This is a genomic window from Pelagibacterium sp. H642, assembly GCF_031202855.1.
GTDB lineage: Bacteria > Pseudomonadota > Alphaproteobacteria > Rhizobiales > Devosiaceae > Pelagibacterium.
Map to the genome: position 1 here is coordinate 3,392,718 of NZ_CP101829.1, position 23,609 is coordinate 3,416,326.

The window sequence follows — 23,609 nt, forward strand, 5'->3', positions numbered from 1 at the left end:
CTCTATGAAGATTGCCGTTGTCACCGACATTCATCACGGTCCCCAGTCCCATAACAAATTGGAAGGCTGGAATGGGTTGCCGGTGCTTGAGCGTTTCCTCACCTGGGCGGAGGGGATCGAGGCTGATCTCGTGCTCGATCTGGGCGATCATATTTCCGATGTGGACCGGGATGCAGACGTGCGCCACATGAGAGAAGTGGCCAAGGTTTTCGCGTCAACCCGATTGCCGCGCATGCACGTGCTGGGCAACCACGATGTGGTCAACCTGGCCCAAGCCGAAAGTGAAGATATCTTCGAATACTCCATGGCCAGTCGAATCACGACGCTGGCCGATGTCAGAATCATTGCTTGGCAGCCCGACGTGCACATCACCCGTGGTGTAGGGTTCTGTGCCACTGGCGAGCACCTCGACTGGCTTATTGCAACGCTTGAGGCGGACGAACGTCCGGCTCTCGTTGCGACCCATGTGCCTGTTTCGGGGCATGCCCAAACGGGCAACTATTATTTCGAGACGCGACCGGAGTACTCCACCTATCCCGATCATGCCCGTGTGCGTCAGGCCGTCGAGGGCACCGGAAAGGTCGCGGCTTGGTTCTCCGGTCATGTGCATTGGAACACCATCTCCACCATCAACGGTCTCCGTCACGTGACGATCCAGTCGATGAGTGAGCGGTTCACCTCTATGCCCGATCATGCCGAGGCGTATGGCTTAATCGAAATTGCCGAGGGCGCGCTCAGCACCACCGTTTACGGCAATGACCCCTTCCATGTGCAGGTGCCATTCCGCCCGTCGGGTCAAAGCGGCTGGCTGGTGCGCGGGCAGGGGGGCGGTCATGGCTGAATATCTGGCCAAGCGGGCAATCGGTGGCCTGATCACGATATCGGTCGTCATCATTGCCGTTTTTTTTGCCACTCGGCTGTCGGGCAATGCTGTCGAATTCATGGTGCCGCCCGGTTCATCGCCCGAGATCATGCGCAGCGTCGCCGTCGAGCGCGGTCTCGATCAGCCGCTATTGGCGCAGTTCTTCCACTACATCGCAGGATTGATGACCGGGGACTTCGGCGCCAGCCTTTCGGAAAAGCGTCCGGTGGTGCGGATCTATGCCGAGCGGTTGCCCAACACGCTCGCGCTGTTCGGATATGCTATGGTGCTGGCCGTTGCGGCGGGCCTGCCGCTCGGCATCGCGGCCGCGCTCGACCGCAAGGGGGCGGTGGGATCGGCGATCATGACCATCGCTTTTATAGGATATGCGACACCCAATTTCGTGCTCGCCATACTGATGATCCTGCTGTTCTCGTTTCAGCTCCACTGGCTGCCCAGTTCTGGCACCGGAACGCCGTTGCATTTCCTCATGCCGGCCATCGTCCTGGCGCTGCCGATGCTGGCCGAGATCGTTCGGTTCACCCGCAATGCCATGCTCGATGTGCTCGGGCAGGACTATCTGCGCACTGCACGCGCCAAAGGGTTACCCGAGCACATGGTCATCGGCAAGCACGGGTTGAGAAACGCCGCCGTTCCGGTCGTGACGGTCATAGGCTTGCAAGTGGCCGGCATGGTGGCGCGCTGCGTGCTGGTTGAAGCGATTTTTGCAACACGCGGTGTTGGCGAGCTTATCGTCTTTGCCACCATCGGGCGCGATTATCCGGTACTCCAATTCGGCGTCATATTCATCGCCGCCCTCGTCGTCATCGTCTCCCTCATTGTCGATCTTCTGTACGCAGTTATCGATCCGCGCGTGAGGGTTGCCGCATCATGACCGATATCGCCCCTCCCATGCCCGTATCCAGGTCGCGCAAGGGCGGGTTTAGAACCTCGTTCCGACGCCTCCTGCGCAAGACGCCACTCGGAATGCGCGTGTGTTTTGTAGCTTTCTCCGTACTCGTACTGGTCGCGGTGTTCGCTCCATGGCTCGCCCCGTACGATCCGGACGCCCAAACGCTTCTCGCGCGCTTCAAGCCGCCAATCGGCATGGAAGGGGCGGACTCCAAACATCTTCTCGGAACTGATCAGCTAGGCCGCGATGTGCTTTCGCGTGCCCTGTATGGGCTGCGGTTGACGCTGGGGATTGCCCTGATCGGCAGCTTTATCAGCCTTATTATCGGCACCACTCTGGGGATCATAGCCGGCTATTTACGCGGCAAAGTTGGTGCGTTCATCATGGCGCTGGTCGACATCCAGATCGCCGTGCCGTTCACCTTGATCGTCCTGCTGGTCATCGCCTTTGTCGGAAACAGCCTTCCGGTATTGATCTGCGTCCTAGGTATTGGGGGCTGGGAGAGCTATGCCCGGATCGGACGTGCTCAGGTGCTGACGGTTTCCAAACTGCCCTTTGTCGAAGCCCTGGTCGCGGCCGGAATACCGCAATGGCGCATTCTGTTGCGCCACATCCTGCCCAACATCGCCTCTCCCATTGTCGTTATCTGGACCATGGCCTTTTCGGGCCTGATCCTGGCGGAGTCGACGCTGTCTTTCCTCGGGCTGGGCGTGCAGCCGCCGACTGCGACGCTGGGATCGATGGTGGGTAATGGCCGCGAATATCTCGCATCCTATCCCTGGATCGCTGTCCTACCCTCGCTGGTCATCATGGTGGTCTCATTGCTTGTCCTTCTTATTGGTGACTGGTTACGGGACGTCCTCGATGTCCGCCTGAAATAGCTCGTCAGTTCTAAAATACCGATCCGTAGGCTTTGACCGCTTCCTGCGGATGGGTTCGTTGTGTCCAAAAAACCAAAGGAAGTTGGTTATGAAAAATCGCATTCTTCTCGCAATGAGCACGGTCCTGCTCTCGACATCGGCGCTTTCGGCGGCCGAGATTGTGGTTGGCGCCCAAAATATGGCGACTGAAATCGACCCGGGCATGGATCACTCCAATGTCGGTTCGCAATTTTACGTCAATGCGTTCGATCCCCTCATTCAGAAGGACTATACCAAGGCGGAGGCGGAGTTTTCTCCAGGATTGGCCACTGCCTGGGAACAGACATCGCCGACGACGATGGAGGTCCAACTCCGCCAGGGCGTTAAGTTCCACGATGGCAGCGAAATGACCGCCGAAGACGTGGTGTTCAGCTTCGAGCGCATTATCCACGACATGACCGCGGGTTATGAATCCATCCACACCCAGTTCTTCGACAATTTCGAGAAGGTCGAGGCGATTGATACCTATTCGGTGCGGTTCACGACCTACCAGCCCGAGCCGTTGTTCGAAACGCTCCTTAACGCCTCGCAGGGCTATATTGTGCCCAAGGATTATATTCTGGGTCTGACAGGAGATTCCGACACCGCCGAACTGAGCGATTTTGACGCCTTTGGTCTCGCCCCGGTGGGGACCGGCCCGTACAAGATCACCCATTTCCAGCCCGGTGAAACGGTCACCTACGAGCGCTTCGAGGATTATTACGGGGAACAGGCGCCGCTTGAGGGTTTTGAAATGCGCCGCATTTCGGAAATGGCTACACGCCTGACCGCGCTCAACAATGGCGAAGTCGATCTCATCACCAATGTTCCTCCCGATCAGATCGCAACCATTGAAAACAACCCCGCGCTAAAGGTCGAGGGTGCTGTGACACCCCTGTTCCACGTCGTCATCTTCAACGGCCTCAACCCGAAGCTCGAAGACCCTCGCATCCGGCAGGCCCTGAGCCTGGCCATCGACCGGGACCTGCTCAACGAGGCGCTCTGGCTCGGTGAAGCGGTCGTGCCCTCCAGCCATACTTTCCCTCAATATGGCGAACTCTACATGCCCGAGCTTGACACCTACGAGTATGATCCGGAGCGGGCGCGCGAACTACTCGCCGAGGCCGGCTACGACGGAACCCCAATCCGGTACGATACCGATGCCGTCTATTATACGAACGGTCTGCTTGCCGCTCAGGCAATCAAGGAGATGTGGGCCGAAGTCGGCGTGGAGATGAATCTCAACGTCACCGAGTCCTGGGGTGAATTGAGCGAGATCGAAAGTCGCAACTGGTCCAATCCGATGTACTTTGCCGATCCGGCCGGCTCGTTTGGTACGATGTGGGCTCCAGGTGGAGCGCGCACCGGCAATACCTGGCAGCCCAACGGGGAGTATGAAGCTCTCTGGAACCGCTTCCGGTATTCGACAGATATCGGGGAGCGTCGTGCGGCGTATGCTGAGATCATGGCTTACGTCAAAGAAGAAATGCCGGTGATCCCGCTTTACCAGCCCTACGAATCCTATGGCATGCGGGCAGATCTCGACTGGAGGCCGCTGCCTGGCCACATCCCCTATGTGCTCGATTTCCGGGCCGGGTCGATTTCGATCGAGGATTGATATTCACACCGCGCCGGCGGGGAGCGTTTCCTGCCGGCGCCTCACGATTGGGAGCGAACCATGAACGCTATAGCGCCGCTACTCTCGGTCACCGATCTCTCGGTCGCCTTCGAAACAGAAAATGGACCGATCACGGCGGTCGACCGGCTGAGTTTTTCGGTCGCCCCGGGCCAATGCGTCGCACTCGTGGGCGAGTCGGGATCGGGTAAATCGGTCACGGCCCTGTCGGTTCTCGGCCTGACGCGGTTTGGCGGGGGCACGCATACGGGCGGCCAGATACGTTTCGTGCGGCGTAGCGGGGACACCATAGACCTGGCATCCGCGCCCAATCGGGCTATACGCGAGGTTCGGGGCAACGAGATCGGAATGATCTTTCAGGAACCGATGAGTGCTCTTAATCCTGTTTATACGGTCGGTGAACAGATCGCCGAGGTTCTGCGCGTTCACCGGTCGCTCGACCGCCGACAGGCCGATGCCGAGGCCTTGGCCCTGATCGAGCGTGTGCGCATTCCCGAGGCCAGGCGGCGGTTTGGACAATTCCCGCATGAATTGTCAGGCGGTATGCGCCAGCGCATCGTTATCGCCATGGCACTGGCGTGCCGGCCCCAACTGTTGATCGCCGACGAACCGACCACGGCACTCGACGTCACCATTCAGGCCCAGATTCTGCATCTCGTAACCACTCTTGCCCGTGAGGACGGTATGGCAGTGCTGTTTATCACCCACGATATGGGGGTGGTCGCCGAGATCGCCGATCACGTGGTTGTCATGCGTCATGGCAAGAAGGTCGAAGAAGCCGATGTCGAGAGCTTCTTTGTAACCCCCCGCGCGGCCTATTCGCGTGAACTTCTGGCAGCGGTACCGCGCCTTGGCCAAATGGCCGACGACACATTGCCCTTAGGAATGGGGGGTGATGAAGCGCGTGCGCCGCTTCTGTCGGTCGAAAATCTCGTCACGCGCTTCCCGATCCGCAAAGGCATATTGAGCAGGCATGTCGCCAATGTCCATGCCGTCGAAGATGTCAGCTTCTCGATCGGCCGGGGGGAAACGCTTGCCCTTGTTGGTGAATCGGGCTGCGGCAAGTCGACGACAGGTCGCTCGATTCTGCGACTGGTCGATCCTCTCTCGGGTGCGGTCTCGCTCGAGGGCGAGGACATTCTCTCACTTAATGCGAACCGCCTGCGGAACAGGCGTCGCGATATGCAGATCATTTTCCAGGATCCTTACGCAGCGCTCGACCCTCGGCTCACTGCCTATGACCAGATCGCTGAAGCTCTCGTTGTGCACGGGATCGAGCAGGGCAGCGCGGTGCGCGACCGTATCGTCTCGCTGCTGCGTCGGGTGGGTCTGGATGATATTCATCTCAATCGCTATCCGCATGAGTTTTCGGGCGGGCAGCGCCAGCGCCTATGTATCGCGCGGGCACTCAGTCTTTCCCCCAAGCTCATTGTCGCCGACGAGGCGGTGTCGGCCCTCGACGTTTCGATCCAGAAACAGGTCATCGAGTTAATGCGCGAGCTTCAGGTCGAGTTGGGGCTTTCCTACCTCTTCATTTCCCACGACATGGGTGTCGTCGAGCAGATGAGCCATCGCGTCGCGGTCATGTATATGGGCCGGATCGTTGAGATCGGGCCCCGCGCGCAAGTGTTCGGCAATCCACGTCATTCCTATACACAGGCCTTGCTGTCGGCGGTTCCCAGCCCTGATCCGGCCAGGCGTCGGACCGAGCCGCCGCGCGCAGAGCCGCTTTATTCCCCAATCCATCCGGTTGGCTACCAACCAGCGGCCCCCAATTATCGGAAGGTCGGCGAGGACCATTTGGTGCTGGTGGCCTGAAAGGACAGTCATGCTTAGAACGTTTTCTGCGCCCGGTCGGTTCTTCAAAGGCAACCTCCACACCCATTCGGATCGGTCCGACGGTGCGTTATCCCCAGAGGAGGTTTGCCGCCGCTATCGGGCGGCCGGCTACGACTTTCTCGCGATCACCGATCATTTTCTCCGGCAGTACGACTTCCCGCTGACCGATACGCGCGAAGCGGCAACGTTGATGACTCGGCACACGCCGAGGTTCTCGATGGCGACGCGATATCCGGAGGCGCTGGCGGCGATGGGACCACCGGCGGCGGCGGCGGTGGCGGGGTATTCCTCTATAGTGGCGGACTTCTCGACACCGCAGGCGCCATATACGGCGGTGATGGCGGTGACGGCGGGGGCACCGGGGGGGCTGGAGGGGCCGGGGTGCTGACCAACAATGGCGTCGTGCACAATTCTGGCACAATTGAAGGCGGTGCCGGTGGTGATGCAAACAGCGGCGGCCAAGGCGGGCATGGCCTCATGACTCATGGCGGTACCATCACCAATGCGGCTGGTGCCGCCACCATTGGTGGCGATGGCGGGTACTCGTCAAACCCCTCGGATTCCGTTGGGAATGCCGGTGCCGGGCTCGTCTTTGTCGACGGCGCCGGTGGTGGAACGCTGGAAAACCTCGGCACCATTGCGGGCGGTGATGGCGGGGCGATAACCGGTGGCGGAACGCCAGGCGCGGGGGGTGCCGGTGTGGTGGTGCATGACGACAACGTCACCATCGTCAACGCAGGCAGCATTGCAGGTGGGGTGAGTGGACACGCCGACGCTGCCAATAAGGTGCAGGCCAACGCCGTCGAACTCATGGGCAACGACAACACCCTGGAACTGCGCGACGGTTATGCCTTCACCGGCGATGTCGTGGCCGGCGGCGCCGGCAACGCCCTTGCGCTCGGCGGCGATACCGCCAGTACCTTCGATGTGAGCAAGCTTGTCGATACCGGAACCGACGCCACGGACGAATTCATCGGCTTCGCGGCCTTCGAAAAAACTGGCGCGAGCAGTTGGACGCTTGAAGGAACTGGCGATCAAGACTGGACGATTGCGGCTGGAACTCTGGTGGGCAATACCGACAGCTTTGGCGGTGACCTGACATTCGCCCCCGCTTCCGGCGCGACGCCGGGCGTGGTGTTCGATCAGGTGAGCGCGAGCACCTACGCCGGCACGATCACCGGCAATGGTGCTTTCACCAAGGCCGGCGCGGGCGCGCTGACACTGACGGGGAACAATTCCGGCTTTTCGGGCACGACAATCGTCAATGACGGTGCGTTGGCCGCTAGCAATGTGGATGCTTTCACCCAAAACACGCCCTATATCGTCAATGGCGGCACGCTGAACCTCAATAATTTCAATCTCACCATGTCACAGCTTTCCGGCACCGGAGGCACGGTTGCGCTGGGAACCGGCAATCTGACTGTCGACCAGGATGTGAACACAACCACAACCTATGCGGGCACGATTACAGGCAATGGCAAATTCACCAAAACCGGCATGGGCGAGTTCATCCTGACCGCTGAGAACGATTACACGGGCGGCACCACAGTTGCTCAAGGCATGCTGGAGGTACAGGCCGATGGTGCGCTGGGCACTGGCCCTGTTGTTGTCGATGGCGGGGGCACGTGGACCAGACTCCGCTTCGATGGGACCAGCAGCGCTGGGACTTCAGACATAACGGTTCACGACGGCATCTTGAGTTTCTACTCTTCTTCTTCTGCCGGGAGTGCCGCCATTGCGAACTACGGCTCCATTAGCTTTGAAGGTGACGCTTCGGCTGGATCGGCAACTTTTGAGAACCAAGGGGGAACCGTCGATTTTGTCGGCAACAGCGCCGTCGGCAACGCCACGATCATCAACCAAAGCGGCGGTGAGGTAGGCTTTCTCGGCAACAGCGCCGCCGACGGCGCCATAATCGTCAACCACGCGGGCGGCGATGTCGACCTTTCGGGGCAATCGGGTCGCTTGGGCATCGGCTCGCTGTCGGGTGACGGCGATGTGTATCTGGGCGGCAACGAACTCGCCGTCGGCGCGCTGGGAGACGACGGCGAAATCGGCGGCGTTATTCAGGATGGCGGCCTTATTGGCGGCGGTACGGGCGGTTCGCTGATCAAAACCGGCGACGGGACGCTGACGCTGAACGGCGCGAACACCTATACCGGCGGCACGAGCGTGCAGGCCGGCACTCTCGTCGTGGGCGGCGCGGGCTTTTCCTCCGCCAGCATTTTGGGGGACGTTACCGTGGTGAACGGAGGCACACTGGGCGGTACGGGTACGGTCGGTTCATCGGGTTCGGCCACGACAATCGAAGATGGCGGCACTCTGGCACCGGGCAATTCCATCGGTACGCTGAATGTCGCTGGTGACCTGACATTTCTGGCCGGCTCATTCTTTGACGTTGAGACCGACGATTCCAATGGCCTGGCGGATAGCGTCAATGTAACGGGCACGGCCACTTTGGCAGGTACGGTCCGTGTCGATGCCTATGATGGCGATTTCGAGACCGGAAACGGGTATACCATTCTGGCGGCCGACAGCTTGGTCGGCCGTTTCGAGGATGAGGTGATGCACAACTACGCGTTCCTCGTTCCCACGTTGAACTATGACGAGGATGCCAGTGAAGTTCATCTGACATTGGAGCGTGCGGCGGCCCCCGAAGATCCAGGTGAGCCAGGTGAGCCAGGCGATCCCGGTGATCCGAGTGACCCAGATGATCCTAGCGATCCAGGTGATCCAGGTGACCCGAGTGATCCAGGTGATCCAGGTGATCCAGGTGACCCGAGTGATCCAGGTGATCCAGGTGATCCGATGAGGTTCCGGGATGCCGCATCCACACCGAACCAGATCGCCACGGCCGATGGGGTGGAAAGCCTCGGCGAAGGCAACGACGTGTTCGACGCCGTCCTCCATCTGCCCGAAGATGTTGTGGGACTGGCCTTCGATGCGCTCTCCGGCGAGCTTCATGCGTCCGCACGGACGGCCTTGATCGAGGACAGCCGGTTTGTGCGCAATGCTGCCAATGACCGTATCCGTGCGGCCTTTGCAACCGTGGGGGCTTCCGATGCTCCGGTTCTGGCCTATGGCCCGGGGGAGACGCCGTTGCTGGTCGCTGCCGATCATGGAGGACCGGTGGTCTGGAGCCATGGCTTTGGCTCGTGGGGCTCAACCGACAGCGACGGCAATGCAGCTTCGTTTGACCGCACCACCGGCGGTGTCCTGGTGGGGGCTGACACCATGGTTGGCGACTGGCGGGTTGGCATGCTGGGCGGCTACAGCCATTCGCGCTTCGATGCCGATGATCGCGCCTCGTCGGGATCGAGCAGCAATTACCATCTCGGCCTCTATGGTGGTACCGAGTGGGGCAATCTCGCCTTCCGTACAGGAGCGGCCTATAGCTGGCACGAAATCGACACCAGTCGGTCTGTCTCTATTCCACGCCTCACCGACAGTCTGACCGGGAACTATTCCGCCGGCACCTTCCAGGCGTTCGGAGTACTGGGATACGGGATTGAGCTTGGCGGAGGTACACAGCTCGAGCCCTTCGCCAATCTCGCCCATGTGAGCGTGCACACCGACAGCTTTGCCGAACAGGGTGGTGCTGCGGTGCTCTCGGTGGACAGTGGCTCGACCAACGTCACCTTCACAACGCTTGGTTTGCGCGGCGAGCACGCGATGACGCTGGGCACCATGGACGCCACGCTACGTGGCACGGTGGGCTGGCGGCACGCCTTTGGCGACACGACACCCGAAAGCACGCATGCCTTTTCAGGCGGAGATGCTTTCACCATTGCCGGTGTTCCCATCGCGGGCGATGCCGCTGTCATCGAAGCCGGCCTTGATCTCAACCTGACACCCGATGCCACCTTCGGCCTGTCCTACCAGGGACAGATCGCATCGGACGCGCAGGACCATGGATTCAAGGCCGATCTCAGCGTGAGGTTCTGATGATAGATACATGTGCGGATCATCTGAGTGACCGGCTAGAATTTTCACCCCCGAAATAGCCGCCACCGGTTTAAGTGTGGCAGCTGCCTGCAGCGAAGCCTGGTATCAGAACGGAATCGCTTCAGTCTGCTCAATCAGAGCAGGTACATCTTAAGCCAGAAGATCCCCCATAGCGTTGGTCCAGATCGAAGAAGCGCTGCATTTCCTTCCGGCGAGCCAGCTTGCCAATCAGGCACATCAGTTCGATGTTGCGACCTGCCTCTCGCGCCAGCTTCCGGCTCGAAGTCAGCTGATGCAGATATCCATAGACATAGAGCTTGAGCATCGTGCCCGGCGCGTAGCCTGGCCTACCGGTGGATGCCGGCTGAACACGCGCAAACCCGAGTTCGGCCAGATCGATTCATCGACAAAGGCGTCGATGATGCGGACGGCGTTATCCGGATCGACATAATCCTCAAGACAGGCCGGCAAAAAGCTGGCCTGACCTCGATCTGCAGCCTCGACAAATCGTCCCATCCGACTCCCCCGAAGCAGGTGTCAGATCATAGCATGATCAAGGTTTTCACACAGCCTCGGGGCGAAAAAGTTGCCGTGCCGTGCGGAGGGAAGCTGGGAGGCTTTCTGTGGGCGATGGCAGGATAGCTTTCCTGTTTAAGTGCCTTGTCCGCTGATCAAGTTAAGGCATTGCGTCAGAGGATATTTATCACGTCACCAGTCGCCGGAAACTCTCCCCATGAACCGCTTTGCGATGAGCTCTTCGGCAGCCCGCTTGATCAGGCTCTGCTCGGTCCAGACCAGATCGAGCGTCTGCTCATGGAGCCGCTGAAGCCTTGCTTCAACCTTTGCGCGCAGCTGAACGTCGCTGGACAGCAAGAGACGCGCCTGATCATGCCCGGAGCGGAAGGTGAGGGCTGTCGCCCAGGCCGAGACTGGTCTCGATGGCGGTGGCAAGCTGGGTGGCCCGTGCCAGATCGGAACCATTGTGACCGCCAGCGCCCGAGGAAGCCTCACGGAAGAAGGCGATCTCGGCACAGCGTCCAGCCAGGTGCATCTGGATAAAGGCCTCGAGGTCCCTGCAGGTGAGGACTGTTGAGACATCGTCTTCCAAGGCAGAATAGCCGCCCATGTCTCCGCGCCGCACAATGGAGATCTCGGTGACCGGGGGCAGGCCGAGCAGGTGCCCGGTGACCGCGTGGGCGGCCTCATGGACGGCAACGCGCCGGACCTCCTCGGCTGGGCGCGTCTCTTCGGGAGCGACCAGAGCGAGGAGGTCCCCCATGTGCAGCGGCCTTTGCGCTTGGCGGGCCCGCCGGCGGGCGGTTTTGACCCAGCCTGCAACATGGGCTCCGGTAGCGCCCGTGGCCAACTGGCCCAGGAGCGTCAGGTCGGTATCGGGCAGGTCGGATCCCAGATGCTGGCGAAAGATGCCCACAAGCTCGACAGAGGAGGGCAGTCCGATGCGGATCACCCTGGAGAACCTGCCGGGGCGCAGCAGGGCGTCATCGAGCCGCTCGGGATAGTTGGTGGCGCCGACGATGATCAGGTCCTGGGCTGTTGCCGAGGCTGCGCCATCGAGCCTGGTCAGGACATGGGTGACCACAGATGTCCACCATTCCCGGGCCCGGTCGCTGAGCGTGCGGCGGTCGGGCAAGGCATCGAGTTCATCAAGAAAGAGGATGGCGGGCGCCGCAGCGGCGGCTGCGCCGAACACCTCATCGATCTGCTTGATCACATCGCCCAGATGGCCTTTGCCTCCTCCGGAGAACCACTGACCGACGGAGGATGCGAACAGGGGGAGGTTGGCCGATCTGGCAAGGGAACGGGCAAAGGTGGTCTTGCCCAGTCCCGGAGCAGATTCGAGGACGGCGCGGCTTTCGATATCGGTAAAGGCGATCTGACCGGCGCGCCACAGCGAGAGGTCGTCCAGAAGCGCCTGCGCCCAAACCTTGGCCTCTCCATAGCCATGGAGATCATTGATATGGGGCACGTCCACTGGGACAGCCTCGATTGCCGTCTTTGCCCTTGCGGCGCGCTGGAGCCGGGCCACGCATTGGGTTGGTGTCGATCCCGAGCGGATGGCGGCGCACAGATCCACGAAGCCAAGCCTTGCAGCGATGTCATCTGGCAGCGGGCGGACGCGCTTGCCGGTTACCGCCCGGATGGCGCGCGCCACCAGCCGGGCTGATGGCGGGCCAAGGGTGACGGTAAGATCAACCGCCGAGATCACCTCCCTGGGGAAGTCGACTGAAGGATTGTGAGCGATGGCCACCACGGTTTTCCTGAGGCGATCCACTCAAGGAAGGTTTGGAGCCCATAACCGGCGTTGCTGAGCCGGCGCCTCCCGCTGCCGTCCTTGAGGTAGAACTGCAGATAGCCAAGCGGCTGGTCGGTCGCAAGATACTCTTCAAGGGGCATGATCCAATCTTCTGATGGCACCTTGATGAGCAGCATCATGCCGGTGCTGCTCTTGATCCGCTGCATTTGTGCGGGCGTCAGGGTTTCTTCCAAGGCAAGCCTGGGCAGAACCTGAGCCGGAGCCATGCGCGTACTGCTGGAGCCAGGCATACATGCAGGATCGGTGAGGTAATCGAGGGTCGTGTCTTCGCTCATGGGGAAGTCCTGGTCGGCGGCAATAATCATCCTATCCCGCGCCACGGCGTGTGGAGCAGGTGATGATGCTGGAAGCAGGGATGGCCGATCACGGCCACAGCTAGAGGTGGCGGATCGGAGGGCAGTGCTGAAGGAAAGGCGACTGGTTCAGGTCAGGCGTGTCAGTCAAAAGGCGCGGTCAGCCTATGAGGTGCACCAGTCGGATCGCGATCGGTGCGGTTCCTCTATTGGCCTCGCGCATAATAGTTCGTGCCTGAGCCGGTCGACTGGAGGCCAAGCGGGCAGCGATTGCAAGGGCGGGAACAGGCACGGGGACCTCTAGAGGTTGATTGAAAGCCGGAGCGGGATGGAATGACACGGTTCATCCAGAGATCGGCAATAGGAAACCTGCCCGATCCGAGTCAATAGCTGCTCGGAAGGGGCAGGAAGAGTGAGCTCGGTGTTCCTCGGCTCCATGGCAGAAAACTTGCCCTAAAAGTGAAAAGGCGCGATTTCCGCCCGGAAATCGCGCCTTTTCTTGTGTCGGTCCGCTCTAACTACTCAGTCAAACTGCGGCAATGGGAAAACAGTGCCGGTGATAATGGGAGAACACCCCGGAATAATGGGAAAACAGTGCCGAACCCTACAACAGCGCTTCTGCTGGGGCTTCAGCTACACCCGGTCGTGCTGCCACACGTGTCGCACTTCAGACAAGTCCCGTTCCGAACCAGCGTGAAGTTCTGGCACTCCGAGCATGCTTCACCCACGTATCCCTTCATCTGGGCTTCGAGCCGCAGGGTGGTGGTGTCCTTTGCCTGGGCCTCGTCCACCAGTTTAGTTGCGGCGGCTTCGGCTTCCGGGTCTGCCTTAAGTGCTGTGCCCTGCTTGAGGGCCGTGACGGTTTGGGCCTGGATGGCCTGGACCGGATTGGCGGGCTTGTAATCCGAGGAGGCGACCAGCATCAGGGTTTTGTCCTTGACCCGGCCACGGGTCATGCCGCGGGAGACGAAGTTGTCTGCCGGGACCGGGGCAGGGGCCGAGCGGTCCTTGACGGCGTTGTCTTCGGAGACGCCCTTGCCGATGGTGGTGGCGCCGGCATCCGGGGTCACATGGGCCAGGTCCGTACGGTCGAGATAAGAAATGGCCAGCTCGCGGAACACATAGTCGAGGATCGAGGTTGCGTTCTTGATGTGGTCATTGCCCATGACGAGGCCGGCGGGCTCGAAGCGGGTGAAGGTGAAGGCCTCCACGAACTCATCGAGCGGCACGCCATATTGCAGGCCGATCGAGATGGCGATGGCGAAATTGTTCATCATGGCACGGAAGGCGGCGCCTTCCTTGTGCATATCGATGAAGATCTCGCCCAGGCGTCCGTCAGCATATTCGCCGGTGTGCACATAGACCTTATGGCCGCCCACGATCGCCTTCTGGGTGTAGCCCTTGCGGCGGTCGGGCATGCGCTCGCGGCCTTGTGCGACGATCTTTTCGACGATGCGTTCGGTGACGGCCGGAACGCGTTCGGCGGCGGGGAGGGCGGCGATTTCGGCGACTTCGTCCTCATCCTCGTCGTCGTCGGCCAGCAGCGAGGAATTGAGCGGCTGGCTGAGCTTGGAACCGTCACGGTAGAGCGCGTTGGCCTTGAGTGCCAGCTTCCAGGAGAGCATGTAAGCTTCCTTGGCGTCCTCGACGGTGGCGTCGTTGGGCATGTTGATGGTCTTGGAGATCGCGCCCGTGATGAAGGGCTGGGCCGCTGCCATCATGCGGATGTGCGATTCCACCGACAAATAACGCTTGCCGATCTTGCCGCACGGGGTGGCGCAATCGAAGACGGGCAGGTGCTCGTCTTTCAGGAAGGGCGCGCCTTCGAGCGTCATGGCACCGCAGACGTGGATGTTGGCGGCCTCGATGTCCTTTTTCGAGAAGCCCAGGAAGGGCAGAAGCTCAAATGTCGGGTCGGAAAGCTGGGTGTCCGTGACCCCGAGTTCCTTAAGGAAATCAGCGCCCAGCGTCCACTGGTTAAAGACGAACTTGATGTCGAAGGCCGACTTCATGGCGGCGTTGAGCGCTTCGATCTTGTCCTGAGGGAAGCCTTTGGTGGCCAGCGTTGCCGGATTGATGCCGGGCGCCTGGTTCATGTTGCCATGACCAACGGCATAGGCCTCGATCTCGGCGATCTGGTCTTCCGAATAGCCGAGAGTGCGCAGGGCCTGGGGAACGGCGCGGTTGATGATCTTGAAATAGCCGCCGCCGGCGAGCTTCTTGAACTTGACGAGCGCAAAGTCCGGTTCGATGCCCGTCGTATCGCAATCCATCACCAGGCCAATAGTACCGGTGGGAGCGATAACCGAGACCTGGGCGTTGCGATAGCCGTGCTTTTCGCCCAACTCGAGCGCTGCGTCCCAAGCGGCAGCGGCGCGGGCGACGAGGTTCTGATCGGGGCAGGCGGCGTGGTCGAGCGGAACCGGAGTGATCGAAAGGCCCTCATAGCCATCGGCTTTGCCATAAGCGGCGTTGCGATGGTTGCGGATGACGCGCAGCATGTGCTTGGCGTTGCGCTTGTAATCCTTGAAGGCGCCCAGTTCCGAGGCGATCTCGGCCGAGGTGGCGTAGGAGACGCCGGTCATGATGGCAGTGAGCGCTCCGGCGATGGCGCGGCCTTCATCGGAATCATAGGGGATGCCCGAAGTCATCAGCAGACCACCGATATTGGCGTAGCCCAGGCCCAGGGTACGGTAGAGATAGCTGCGCTCGGCGATGGCGCGCGAGGGGAACTGGGCCATCATCACCGAGACTTCGAGAACCAGCGTCCAGAGGCGGACGGTGTGCTCATAGTCGGCGGTGTTGAAGACGCCATCCTGGCCGCGATAGGACAACAGGTTGATGGAGGCCAGGTTACAGGCAGTGTCGTCGAGGAACATATATTCCGAGCACGGGTTCGACGCGTTGATCGGGCCGGCTTCGGGGGAGGTGTGCCACTCGTTGATGGTGGTGTGGTACTGGATGCCAGGGTCGGCGGAAGCCCAGGCGGCATAACCGACCTGCTCCCAGAGATCGCGGGCTTTCAGCGTCTTGGTGACCTTGCCGGTCTGGCGAGCCTTCAGCGCCCAATCGCCGTCCTCTTCAACAGCGCGCAGGAAGTCGTCGGTGACACGGACGGAGTTGTTCGAGTTCTGGCCCGAAACCGTGAGATAGGCTTCGCTGTCCCAGTCAGTGTCGTAGACCGGGAAATCGATATCGGTATAGCCCTGCTTGGCGAACTGGATGACGCGGAAGATGTAGTTTTCCGGCACCAGAGCCTTCTTGGCGGCCTTGACCTCGCGCTTTAGGGCCGGGTTCTTGTTGGGATCGAAGCAATCGTCGCCATTGCCTTCGCAATTGACGGCGGCTTTCATGATGAGTTTCAGGTGCTTGGAGACGGTTTTGGAGCCGGTGACCAGCGCGGCGACCTTCTGCTCTTCCTTGACCTTCCAGTTGATGTATTCCTCGATATCGGGGTGATCGATATCGATCACCACCATTTTGGCGGCGCGGCGGGTGGTGCCGCCCGACTTGATGGCGCCGGCGGCGCGGTCCCCGATTTTAAGGAAGCTCATCAGGCCCGAGGACTTGCCGCCGCCCGAAAGCTTTTCGCCGGCGCCACGCAGGGCCGAGAAGTTGGTGCCCGTGCCCGAACCGTATTTGAACAGGCGCGCCTCGCGGACCCAGAGATCCATGATGCCGTTCTCGTTGACGAGGTCATCATCGACGGACTGGATGAAGCAGGCATGGGGCTGGGGGTGCTCGTAGGCCGATTTGGACTGGACGAGCTTATGGGTGAAGGGGTCGACATAGAAATGACCCTGGCCGGGGCCGTCGATGCCATAGGCCCAGTGCAGGCCGGTGTTGAACCATTGCGGGGAGTTGGGCGCGACGCGCTGGGTGGCGAGCATGTAGCACAGCTCGTCATAGAAGGCGCGGGCGTCTTCTTCTGTTGTGAAATAGCCGCCCTTCCAGCCCCAATAGGTCCAGGTACCGGCAAGGCGATTGAAGACCTGACGCGAATCCATTTCCGAGCCGTAGCGCTCGTCTTCGGGGAGCTTGGCGAGAGCCTTTTCGTCGGGAACCGAGCGCCACAGCCAGGACGGAACGTCGTTCTCCTCGACCTTTTTGAGTGCCTTGGCGACACCGGCCTTGCGGAAATATTTCTGCGCGATGATGTCGGCTGCGACCTGGCTCCACTGGGCCGGCACGGCGATATCCTCGAGACGGAACACGACCGATCCGTCAGGATTGCGGATTTCGCTCGTCGCCGAGCGGAATTCGATGCCTTCGTAGGCGGATTGGCCCGCCGTGGTGAAGCGCCGTTCTATCTGCATTCGTCTATCCCCAAACTTAGGTCTGCCCACTGCCTTGGCGGCCCCTGCAGGCGTCTTGTCGTTCCCGACAATGTTCGATCTGATCGGGCCTCGGAATCGGCCCGTTGAAGCGACTGTTTTCGATTCTGCCGCGAACCGTCAATCGCCTCAAATCGACTATCCCTTGTGCTCAAGGAATGGGCATGAGCTAAATATAGTGGTTTTCAGTGTGGATAGCGAGGAAAACGTGCAAAAAACTGCATGAGGGTAATGAGGGCGTCACAAACCCCGTTTGAGGGAGGGTTAATGAAGTCCTGTGTCGAGGAACCGAGCTAAATGCCCGGAAAGCTTGGCTCTCGCGGCGGCGCGTCATGTGCCGTACTCTCCGAAAAAGGTGTCAAGCGGGATTTTTCGCGGCGTGCTCGTGTTTTTTGTTGGCGCATCGATAGGCACAACATCTTGTGCGTCGTGGCGAGCGATCGACAGCCTCTCGTGCCTAGGCTTGGCGAATGGGGTGTGCTAAACGCAAGGCGCAAATCATGACAGCTCAGGGTGCATCGCGTGGCACAAGGCGGCTTTAAGCAGTTCATCTTCGAAATCTTCGGCTGGTGGCACGGGCAGACCATGTCGACACGGCTGTTTACCGCGCTCCGCGGTCAGAGGATCGGCGAAGACGAGTTCGGCAATGTCTATTACCAGGGCAAGAAGGACGGCCGGCGCTGGGTGATCTACAATGGTCCGGCCGAAGCCTCGGCCATTCCGGCGGGCTGGCATGGATGGATGCACTATCGCACCGATGTGCCGCCCTCGCAGGCCGACTACACGCCGCGCGAATGGGAAAAGCCGCATCAGCCCAACCTCACAGGCACGGCGATGGCTTACCGGCCTGACGGCTCGATCCTCAACAACCAGACACGGCCGCGCGTGACGGGCGATTACGACGCCTGGTCGCCGGAGTAAGGCGGCGCGGCCCGGTGGGCGATCGGTGGCTCAAGTCCTTTTGCCGGAGTATGGCCCTCGCCATAGGCCTTGTGGCGGGTGCACCACCGGTTCATGCGCAGCCCATCTCCAATCCGGTAGCGGTATTTACCGGGCTCGACAAGATCACCGGCCGGATCACGGTGTTCGATGTCTATATCGACGAGACCGTGCAGTTCGGTTCGCTCCAGCTCACGCCCAGGGCCTGCTATTCGCGCCCCAGCAGCGAAGCCCAGAGCGAGACGGCATTTGTCCAGGTGGACGAGGTTTCCCTTCAGGCGACCGTCGAGCGGATATTTTCCGGATGGATGTTCGCCGATTCGCCGGCGCTGAACGCCGTGGACAATGCGGTTTATGACGTGTGGCTCGTCGACTGCAAACAAACCTCGGACGTGCCTCCGCCCGGCCAGAGATCGCAATGAGCCAAAAAGTTCAGATCACCGAGCGCATGCATTCGGTCAACGGCGTGATGGAGCCGCAGCGCGTGCTCATCCCCACCGTCGACATGCTTGGCGACAAGATTCGGCAGGTGCCGCTTGGACAGATGGGCGATCTCGGTGAAATCCGGGCGGAATTGGCACGTGAGCATGGCGCGGACATAACCTGTCCCGTGACCACGCAACGGCATCTGAAGGTCATCGCGGTCATCGCCCATTCGGCGGTGACGATGGGCGATCCCCAGGCCATTCCTTTCTGGAGGGTCGTCGATCCCAATAAGCCCAATGCAGACCGGCTTGCCGGCGGACGGGGCTTTGTCGTGGCCCAGCAGACCAAGGAACGTCGCGCGATTCAGGCATAGCGGCCGAAAATTCTCTTCGGCCTTGTCGGGTTTGGCGCTCCGCATCCGTCCTTGAGGAGACGGCGCGCAGTGTGCGTGCCCTTAAGAGGAGAGTTTGATGCTGACACTGCCAACGATCATTGACCGGCCCGAGCAGACCTATGCCTACGTCACCTATACGGTGCGCATGGACCAGATGCAGACACCTGCGGACCAGGGCTTTCCCAAGCTGTTCGGCTATCTCGCCCAGCAAGACATCGAACCGATTGCGGCACCTTTTTTCAATTATCGCCGCATCGATATGGAAAACACCCTTGATGTCGAGGCCGGCGTGCCTGTGGCGCGGGCGGGGGATGATGGTGAAGGCGTGCGGTTCGGTACGCTTCCGTCAGGGCGGTACGTGACGCTGGAATGGCACGGCCATTACGACGGGCTGATGCAAACGACCGCTATGCTGATCGGCTGGGTGCAGTTGGTGGGTGAGAAATTCGACATGCGGGAAGAGGGGGACGGAGACCATTTCACTTGCCGTCTGGAGATCTACGAGACCGATCCCAGCCGCGAGCCCGATCCGGAAAAATGGGTGACGACGCTGGCGTTCAAGCTCAACGATTTAGCCGATCCCAAGCGGTGAAATCGCCATCGACATCCAGCGCTGCCGATAATCGCACCTCGTAGATGGCGCGCGGGATTTCGATGGCACCCAGGGAGGCGAGGTGATCGGTTATGAATTGGGTATCGAGCAGCACATAGCCGCCGGTCGTGAGCCGTTCGACGAGGTGGACGAGCGCGATCTTTGAAGCGTCGGTGCGGCGATGGAACATGGATTCGCCGAAAAAGGCCCCGCCGATTGCGAGACCGTAAAGCCCGCCGACCAATTCGTCACCGTCATAGACTTCGACCGTGTGGCAATAGCCCATGGCAAAGAGTTCGCCATAGAGCTCGCGGATCACGGGATTGATCCAAGTGGTGTCCCGATCCGAGCCTGCCGTTGCGCATCCCTCGATCGTTGCTTCGAAATTGCGGTCCACGACCACTGAAAACGAGTGCTTGCGCAAAGCCTTGGCAAGGCTTTTCGATATTCGTAATCCATCAAGCGGAATGACGCCGCGCATTTGGGGACTGACCCAAAAGATGTCGGGATCGTCGGCGCTTTCGGACATCGGGAAGATGCCGGCACGATAGGCGCGCAGGATCAGCTCAGGCGTCAGTTCGACATCGAAAGGGTCGCTTTTTCGGCTCATGCGGCGGAAACGAAAAAGCGGCCGAACCGGCCGCTCTCCCTATTGCTTGTTGGCCTCGAGAAACTTTTCGAGCCAATGAATGTCGTAATTGCCCGATTGGATGTCCGGTTCCTTGATCAGGCGCCGGAACAGCGGCAGCGTGGTCTTGACCCCGTCGACGATGAATTCATCGAGTGCGCGATTGAGGCGCTGCAGGCATTCGGGCCGGGTGCGGCCGTGCACGATCAGCTTGCCGATCAGGCTGTCGTAATAGGGCGGAATGTTATAGCCCTGATAGACAGCCGCATCGACACGCACGCCGACGCCGCCGGCTGGATGATAATAAGTAATCTTGCCGGGCGAGGGAGCGAAGGTCTGCGGGTCCTCGGCGTTGATGCGCACTTCGATGGCGTGCCCGTAGAACATCACATCCTCCTGCCGGAGCGAGAGGGGTTCGCCGGCGGCGACGCGGATCTGCTCATAGACGATATCGAAATTGGTGATGCGCTCGGTAACCGGGTGCTCCACCTGAAGGCGGGTGTTCATTTCAATGAAATAGAACTCGCCGTTCTCGTAGAGGAACTCGATGGTGCCGGCGCCGGAGTATTTGAGCTTGCGCATGGCAGCGGCGCAGATCTCACCAATCTCGGCCTGTTCGTCAGCAGGAACGGTAGGGGCAGAGGCTTCTTCCCACACCTTCTGGTGACGGCGCTGGAGCGAGCAGTCGCGCGTGCCCAGGTGGACGGCGTTGCCCTGGCCATCACCAATCACCTGCACTTCGATATGGCGCGGCTTTTCGAGATATTTTTCCATGTAGACGGCGTCGTCACCAAAGGCGGCCTTGGCTTCGGTCCGTGCCGTCGAGAAGGCGACCGAGAGATCGGCTTCGGTCTTGGCAACCTTCATCCCGCGCCCACCACCGCCCGCTGCGGCCTTTATCAGCACGGGGTAGCCGATTTCAGCGGCGATGCGCTTGGCGTCGGCTTCGGTGGTCACCGCGCCGGCCGAGCCGGGAACGCAGGGGATGCCAAGTTCAAGCGCCGTCTTTTTAGCCTGGATCTTGTCGCCCATGATTTCGATGTGATGGGCAGATGGGCCGATGAAGGAAATCTTATGTTCGGCGAGAATGCGGGCGAAACGAGCATTTTCCGAAAGAAAGCCGTAGCCGGGATGGACCGCTTCGGCGCCGGTGATCTCGCAAGCGGCGAGAATCGAGGGAATGTTGAGGTAGCTGTCGCGCGCCGGGTTCGGACCGACACAGACGCTTTCGTCGGCCAGGCGCACATGCATGGCGTCGGCGTCGGCCTGCGAGTGGATCGCTACGGTTTGAATGCCGAGCTCCTTGCAGGCGCGCAGGATGCGCAGGGCGATCTCGCCGCGATTGGCTATGAGGACCTTGGAAAACATCAGTGAGCCTTATTCGATGACGACGAGGGGTTCGCCGTATTCGACCGGCGTGGCGTCATCGACAAGCAGGCGGGTGACGGTGCCCGATTTGTGCGCCGGAATCTGGTTCATGGTCTTCATGGCTTCGATGATCAGAACCGTCTGCCCTTCGGAAACCTTGGCGCCAACTTCGACGAAAGGCTTGGCGCCGGGTTCCGGGGCAAGATAGGCGGTGCCCACCATGGGCGAGGTCAGAGTATTGGGGCTCGAGGCGAGATCCTCGGCCGCCGGGGCGGCTGGGGTGGTGGCTGCAGAGGCGCTCGTAGCGGCGGGAACGGCCGGGGCCGCAGGGGCGGCGGGCGCAGCGTAGCCAGGAGCTGCCACCTGAACCACTTCCTTGGCGAAGGTGCGGGTCACGCGGATGCGGAAATCATCCTGCTCCAGTTCGATTTCGGCCAGATTAGCTTCGTTGACGAGTTCGGCGATGGTGCGGATGAGGTCCTGATCGACCTGTGAGATCTTTGCCATTGTTATCGTGTCTCCACAAACCCGCGCGGGGTCTTTTTCAATTCAGTATTTCGGCCACGGCCTCCAGGGCCAGTGTATAACCTCTGGAACCCAGCCCGCAAATGACACCCGTTGCCACGGCCGACACATAGGAATGGTGACGGAAAGCCTCACGCTGGTGAATGTTTGTAAGGTGCACTTCCACGACCGGCTTTTCAGCGGTGCGCAGGGCATCGTGAATGGCGACCGAGGTGTGCGAATAAGCGGCCGGATTGATGATGATGGCATCGGCTGTCTTGCGCGCCGACTGGATCCAATCGACCAGTTCGCCCTCGTGGTTGGACTGCCGGAAATCGCAGGTCAGGCCCAGCTTTTCGCAAGCTGTCCGGCACATCGACTCGATATCGGCGAGCGTCTCGCTGCCATATATCGCCTTTTCCCGCGTGCCCAGCATGTTGAGGTTCGGTCCGTTCAGGATCAGTACGCGCTTTGCCATGATGTCTTTGTCGTATCGCGTCCATGCTCCAGATGCAGGCAGAACGCGCCTTTTTTAGGTTGTGAGCCAGCGGGGAGGCCGGTGCAAGCTCGCGTTATACGAAATGCACCGAAAACGCAAAGCTCGGCGTCAGCCTTCCTGCGCCACGTCGCTGCAAGTGGTGGCGCCGCAGGCGCGCATATTCTCGATACGCTGCACGAGTTGCTCCTTGGGCACGGCACCGGGGATCACCTCATCACCGATGATGAAGGTGGGGGTGCCGGTGATGCCGAGAGCCTGGGCGATGGAATAGGTACGCTGAAGCGCGTCTGACACTTCCTGGGTATTCATATCGAGCTGGAGCGAAACGCGGGACAAGCCCAATTGCTCGGCGGCTGAAAGCGCGGATTCGCCATCCACGGCGCCGCGCGAGGAATAAAGCGCAGTGTGGAAGGCCTGATAATCGACGTCGGCGTCGTTGACGAGGACGCCGACACGGGCGGCGTCGACCGAGCCTTGCGAGAGGATCGGGAATTCCTTGAGGATGACGCGCAAATTGGGGTCTTCCTCCACCAGCGACATGACATCGGCGACAACCTGGCGGCAGTAGCCGCAATTGTAGTCGAACATTTCAACCAGGGTGACGTCACCTTCGGGGTTGCCGAGCACGATATTGGCGGGGTCGTTGTAGATATCATCGTGCATGGCATCGAGCGCGATGCGGGCGCGCTCGGATTCCTCTGCGCGCATCTCGGTTTCGAGGGCCACCGACATGCGTTCGAGCAGACGGGGATTGGCCATGAGATAATCTTCGATTATCGGACCCAGGGCCGCGGTGTCGATATCGGCGGCGCCATCTGTGTTCGCTGGCGCTTGAGCGGGCAGGGCCTCGGCAATGAGACGTTCGACCTCGGTAGACGACAGGCCAGGTTCGGGGCGCGTGGCGAGGCTGACGGCGAGCCCGGCGCCCAACAGGACGATGGCAGCGGCAAGGCCGAGATTGATGGCTTTTTGCATGTCGAACTCCGTATCGCGCTGCGGGTGGGTTTAGCGTAACGGGGCAGGTGATGCCAGTCGCGATATGCCAAGCAAGTGGCGTCTTGGAATATAGTGCCATAAATGTAATAGTATTTAGAATATAATGCTATAAATGGCCATTTGTACAGAACGTGGTGCTTAAAACTTGCGATTGTCTAGAAGCGGGATATAGTGCGGGCTGCCCTGGGGCGCCGACAAGACAATGGA

20 protein-coding genes and 1 pseudogene are annotated in these 23,609 nt (G+C 60.5%); 11 read left to right on the forward strand and 10 right to left on the reverse strand.

The genetic code is table 11. The annotated features are described in order from the left end of the window. Nucleotides 1–4 precede the first annotated feature (4 nt). From NO934_RS16955 to NO934_RS16985, 7 genes are all read left to right on the forward strand, one after another. Nucleotides 5–841 (forward strand): metallophosphoesterase, encoded by an 837-nt coding sequence (locus NO934_RS16955; protein ID WP_309161163.1) that lies wholly within the window; start codon nucleotides 5–7, stop codon nucleotides 839–841. Continuing rightward, nucleotides 834–1,757: an ABC transporter permease gene (locus NO934_RS16960; protein ID WP_309161164.1), complete on the forward strand. Its 924-nt coding sequence runs from the start codon at nucleotides 834–836 to the stop codon at nucleotides 1,755–1,757. The genes NO934_RS16955 and NO934_RS16960 overlap by 8 nt, the downstream gene beginning before the upstream one ends. Then, nucleotides 1,754–2,656 carry an ABC transporter permease gene (locus NO934_RS16965; protein WP_309161165.1) on the forward strand — a complete coding sequence of 301 codons (903 nt, stop codon included), beginning with the start codon at nucleotides 1,754–1,756 and terminating at the stop codon, nucleotides 2,654–2,656. The genes NO934_RS16960 and NO934_RS16965 overlap by 4 nt, the downstream gene beginning before the upstream one ends. Before the next feature lie 88 nt (nucleotides 2,657–2,744). Continuing rightward, nucleotides 2,745–4,292, forward strand: coding sequence for an ABC transporter substrate-binding protein (locus tag NO934_RS16970; protein ID WP_309161166.1), 1,548 nt, complete (start codon nucleotides 2,745–2,747; stop codon nucleotides 4,290–4,292). Nucleotides 4,293–4,352: 60 nt separating this feature from the next. Then, entirely contained in the window at nucleotides 4,353–6,128 is a 1,776-nt protein-coding gene (locus NO934_RS16975; protein ID WP_309161167.1) for an ABC transporter ATP-binding protein, read from the forward strand. Between the two features lie 10 nt (nucleotides 6,129–6,138). Continuing rightward, a complete protein-coding gene (locus NO934_RS16980; RefSeq protein WP_309161168.1) occupies nucleotides 6,139–6,537 on the forward strand; it encodes a PHP domain-containing protein in 399 nt (132 codons plus the stop codon). Further along, entirely contained in the window at nucleotides 6,531–10,094 is a 3,564-nt protein-coding gene (locus NO934_RS16985) for an autotransporter domain-containing protein (RefSeq protein ID WP_309161169.1), read from the forward strand. The genes NO934_RS16980 and NO934_RS16985 overlap by 7 nt, the downstream gene beginning before the upstream one ends. 214 nt (nucleotides 10,095–10,308) lie before the next feature. Here NO934_RS16985 and NO934_RS16990 read toward each other — a convergent pair. The 5 genes and pseudogenes from NO934_RS16990 to NO934_RS17010 all read right to left on the reverse strand — a co-directional run. Then, nucleotides 10,309–10,610, reverse strand: a pseudogene (locus NO934_RS16990) (transposase); the annotation flags it as partial. Between the two features lie 192 nt (nucleotides 10,611–10,802). Next, nucleotides 10,803–10,967: a hypothetical protein gene (locus NO934_RS16995; RefSeq protein WP_309161170.1), complete on the reverse strand. Its 165-nt coding sequence runs from the start codon at nucleotides 10,965–10,967 to the stop codon at nucleotides 10,803–10,805. Nucleotides 10,968–10,980: 13 nt separating this feature from the next. Further along, nucleotides 10,981–12,363 carry an AAA family ATPase gene (locus NO934_RS17000; RefSeq protein ID WP_309161171.1) on the reverse strand — a complete coding sequence of 461 codons (1,383 nt, stop codon included), beginning with the start codon at nucleotides 12,361–12,363 and terminating at the stop codon, nucleotides 10,981–10,983. Further along, nucleotides 12,318–12,704, reverse strand: coding sequence for a hypothetical protein (locus tag NO934_RS17005; RefSeq protein WP_309161172.1), 387 nt, complete (start codon nucleotides 12,702–12,704; stop codon nucleotides 12,318–12,320). The genes NO934_RS17000 and NO934_RS17005 overlap by 46 nt, the downstream gene beginning before the upstream one ends. Nucleotides 12,705–13,351: 647 nt before the next feature. Further along, entirely contained in the window at nucleotides 13,352–17,038 is a 3,687-nt protein-coding gene (locus NO934_RS17010; RefSeq protein ID WP_309161173.1) for a vitamin B12-dependent ribonucleotide reductase, read from the reverse strand. Between the two features lie 540 nt (nucleotides 17,039–17,578). Here NO934_RS17010 and NO934_RS17015 point away from each other — a divergent pair. From NO934_RS17015 to NO934_RS17030, 4 genes are all read left to right on the forward strand, one after another. After that, nucleotides 17,579–17,977 (forward strand): NADH:ubiquinone oxidoreductase subunit NDUFA12, encoded by a 399-nt coding sequence (locus NO934_RS17015; protein ID WP_309161174.1) that lies wholly within the window; start codon nucleotides 17,579–17,581, stop codon nucleotides 17,975–17,977. A gap of 50 nt (nucleotides 17,978–18,027) precedes the next feature. Next, complete coding sequence (locus tag NO934_RS17020) at nucleotides 18,028–18,417, forward strand: DUF2155 domain-containing protein (RefSeq protein ID WP_309161175.1); 390 nt, start codon at nucleotides 18,028–18,030, stop codon at nucleotides 18,415–18,417. Further along, nucleotides 18,414–18,794, forward strand: coding sequence for a hypothetical protein (locus NO934_RS17025; protein ID WP_309161176.1), 381 nt, complete (start codon nucleotides 18,414–18,416; stop codon nucleotides 18,792–18,794). The genes NO934_RS17020 and NO934_RS17025 overlap by 4 nt, the downstream gene beginning before the upstream one ends. Before the next feature lie 97 nt (nucleotides 18,795–18,891). After that, nucleotides 18,892–19,407 carry a GyrI-like domain-containing protein gene (locus NO934_RS17030; protein WP_309161177.1) on the forward strand — a complete coding sequence of 172 codons (516 nt, stop codon included), beginning with the start codon at nucleotides 18,892–18,894 and terminating at the stop codon, nucleotides 19,405–19,407. Here the strand turns inward: NO934_RS17030 and aat are convergent. From aat to NO934_RS17055, 5 genes are all read right to left on the reverse strand, one after another. Then, on the reverse strand, nucleotides 19,379–20,017 hold the full coding sequence (aat, locus tag NO934_RS17035) for a leucyl/phenylalanyl-tRNA--protein transferase (protein WP_309161178.1): 639 nt from the start codon (nucleotides 20,015–20,017) through the stop codon (nucleotides 19,379–19,381). The two genes, NO934_RS17030 and aat, sit on opposite strands and share 29 nt — an antisense overlap. A gap of 39 nt (nucleotides 20,018–20,056) precedes the next feature. Further along, nucleotides 20,057–21,403: an acetyl-CoA carboxylase biotin carboxylase subunit gene (gene accC, locus NO934_RS17040; protein WP_309161179.1), complete on the reverse strand. Its 1,347-nt coding sequence runs from the start codon at nucleotides 21,401–21,403 to the stop codon at nucleotides 20,057–20,059. 9 nt (nucleotides 21,404–21,412) lie between these two features. Continuing rightward, the gene (accB, locus tag NO934_RS17045; RefSeq protein ID WP_309161180.1) at nucleotides 21,413–21,910 is read right to left on the reverse strand and encodes an acetyl-CoA carboxylase biotin carboxyl carrier protein; all 498 of its coding nucleotides are present in this window, start codon (nucleotides 21,908–21,910) and stop codon (nucleotides 21,413–21,415) included. Between the two features lie 37 nt (nucleotides 21,911–21,947). Next, nucleotides 21,948–22,385: a type II 3-dehydroquinate dehydratase gene (gene aroQ, locus NO934_RS17050; protein WP_309161181.1), complete on the reverse strand. Its 438-nt coding sequence runs from the start codon at nucleotides 22,383–22,385 to the stop codon at nucleotides 21,948–21,950. Between the two features lie 129 nt (nucleotides 22,386–22,514). Further along, nucleotides 22,515–23,381, reverse strand: a complete 867-nt coding sequence (locus NO934_RS17055; protein ID WP_309161182.1) for a DsbA family protein — start codon at nucleotides 23,379–23,381, stop codon at nucleotides 22,515–22,517. Nucleotides 23,382–23,609: the final 228 nt, after the last annotated feature.

What these genes read in the sequence shown, in the direction of transcription:
- NO934_RS16955 (WP_309161163.1), top strand. Translation starts at nt 5, where the DNA reads ATGAAGATTGCCGTTGTCACCGACATTCATCACGGTCCCCAGTCCCAT.
- NO934_RS16960 (WP_309161164.1), top strand. Translation starts at nt 834, where the DNA reads ATGGCTGAATATCTGGCCAAGCGGGCAATCGGTGGCCTGATCACGATA.
- NO934_RS16965 (WP_309161165.1), top strand. Translation starts at nt 1,754, where the DNA reads ATGACCGATATCGCCCCTCCCATGCCCGTATCCAGGTCGCGCAAGGGC.
- NO934_RS16970 (WP_309161166.1), top strand. Translation starts at nt 2,745, where the DNA reads ATGAAAAATCGCATTCTTCTCGCAATGAGCACGGTCCTGCTCTCGACA.
- NO934_RS16975 (WP_309161167.1), top strand. Translation starts at nt 4,353, where the DNA reads ATGAACGCTATAGCGCCGCTACTCTCGGTCACCGATCTCTCGGTCGCC.
- NO934_RS16980 (WP_309161168.1), top strand. Translation starts at nt 6,139, where the DNA reads ATGCTTAGAACGTTTTCTGCGCCCGGTCGGTTCTTCAAAGGCAACCTC.
- NO934_RS17005 (WP_309161172.1), bottom strand. Translation starts at nt 12,704, where the DNA reads ATGAGCGAAGACACGACCCTCGATTACCTCACCGATCCTGCATGTATG.
- NO934_RS17010 (WP_309161173.1), bottom strand. Translation starts at nt 17,038, where the DNA reads ATGCAGATAGAACGGCGCTTCACCACGGCGGGCCAATCCGCCTACGAA.
- NO934_RS17020 (WP_309161175.1), top strand. Translation starts at nt 18,028, where the DNA reads ATGGCCCTCGCCATAGGCCTTGTGGCGGGTGCACCACCGGTTCATGCG.
- NO934_RS17025 (WP_309161176.1), top strand. Translation starts at nt 18,414, where the DNA reads ATGAGCCAAAAAGTTCAGATCACCGAGCGCATGCATTCGGTCAACGGC.
- NO934_RS17030 (WP_309161177.1), top strand. Translation starts at nt 18,892, where the DNA reads ATGCTGACACTGCCAACGATCATTGACCGGCCCGAGCAGACCTATGCC.
- aat (WP_309161178.1), bottom strand. Translation starts at nt 20,017, where the DNA reads ATGAGCCGAAAAAGCGACCCTTTCGATGTCGAACTGACGCCTGAGCTG.
- accC (WP_309161179.1), bottom strand. Translation starts at nt 21,403, where the DNA reads ATGTTTTCCAAGGTCCTCATAGCCAATCGCGGCGAGATCGCCCTGCGC.
- accB (WP_309161180.1), bottom strand. Translation starts at nt 21,910, where the DNA reads ATGGCAAAGATCTCACAGGTCGATCAGGACCTCATCCGCACCATCGCC.
- aroQ (WP_309161181.1), bottom strand. Translation starts at nt 22,385, where the DNA reads ATGGCAAAGCGCGTACTGATCCTGAACGGACCGAACCTCAACATGCTG.
- NO934_RS17055 (WP_309161182.1), bottom strand. Translation starts at nt 23,381, where the DNA reads ATGCAAAAAGCCATCAATCTCGGCCTTGCCGCTGCCATCGTCCTGTTG.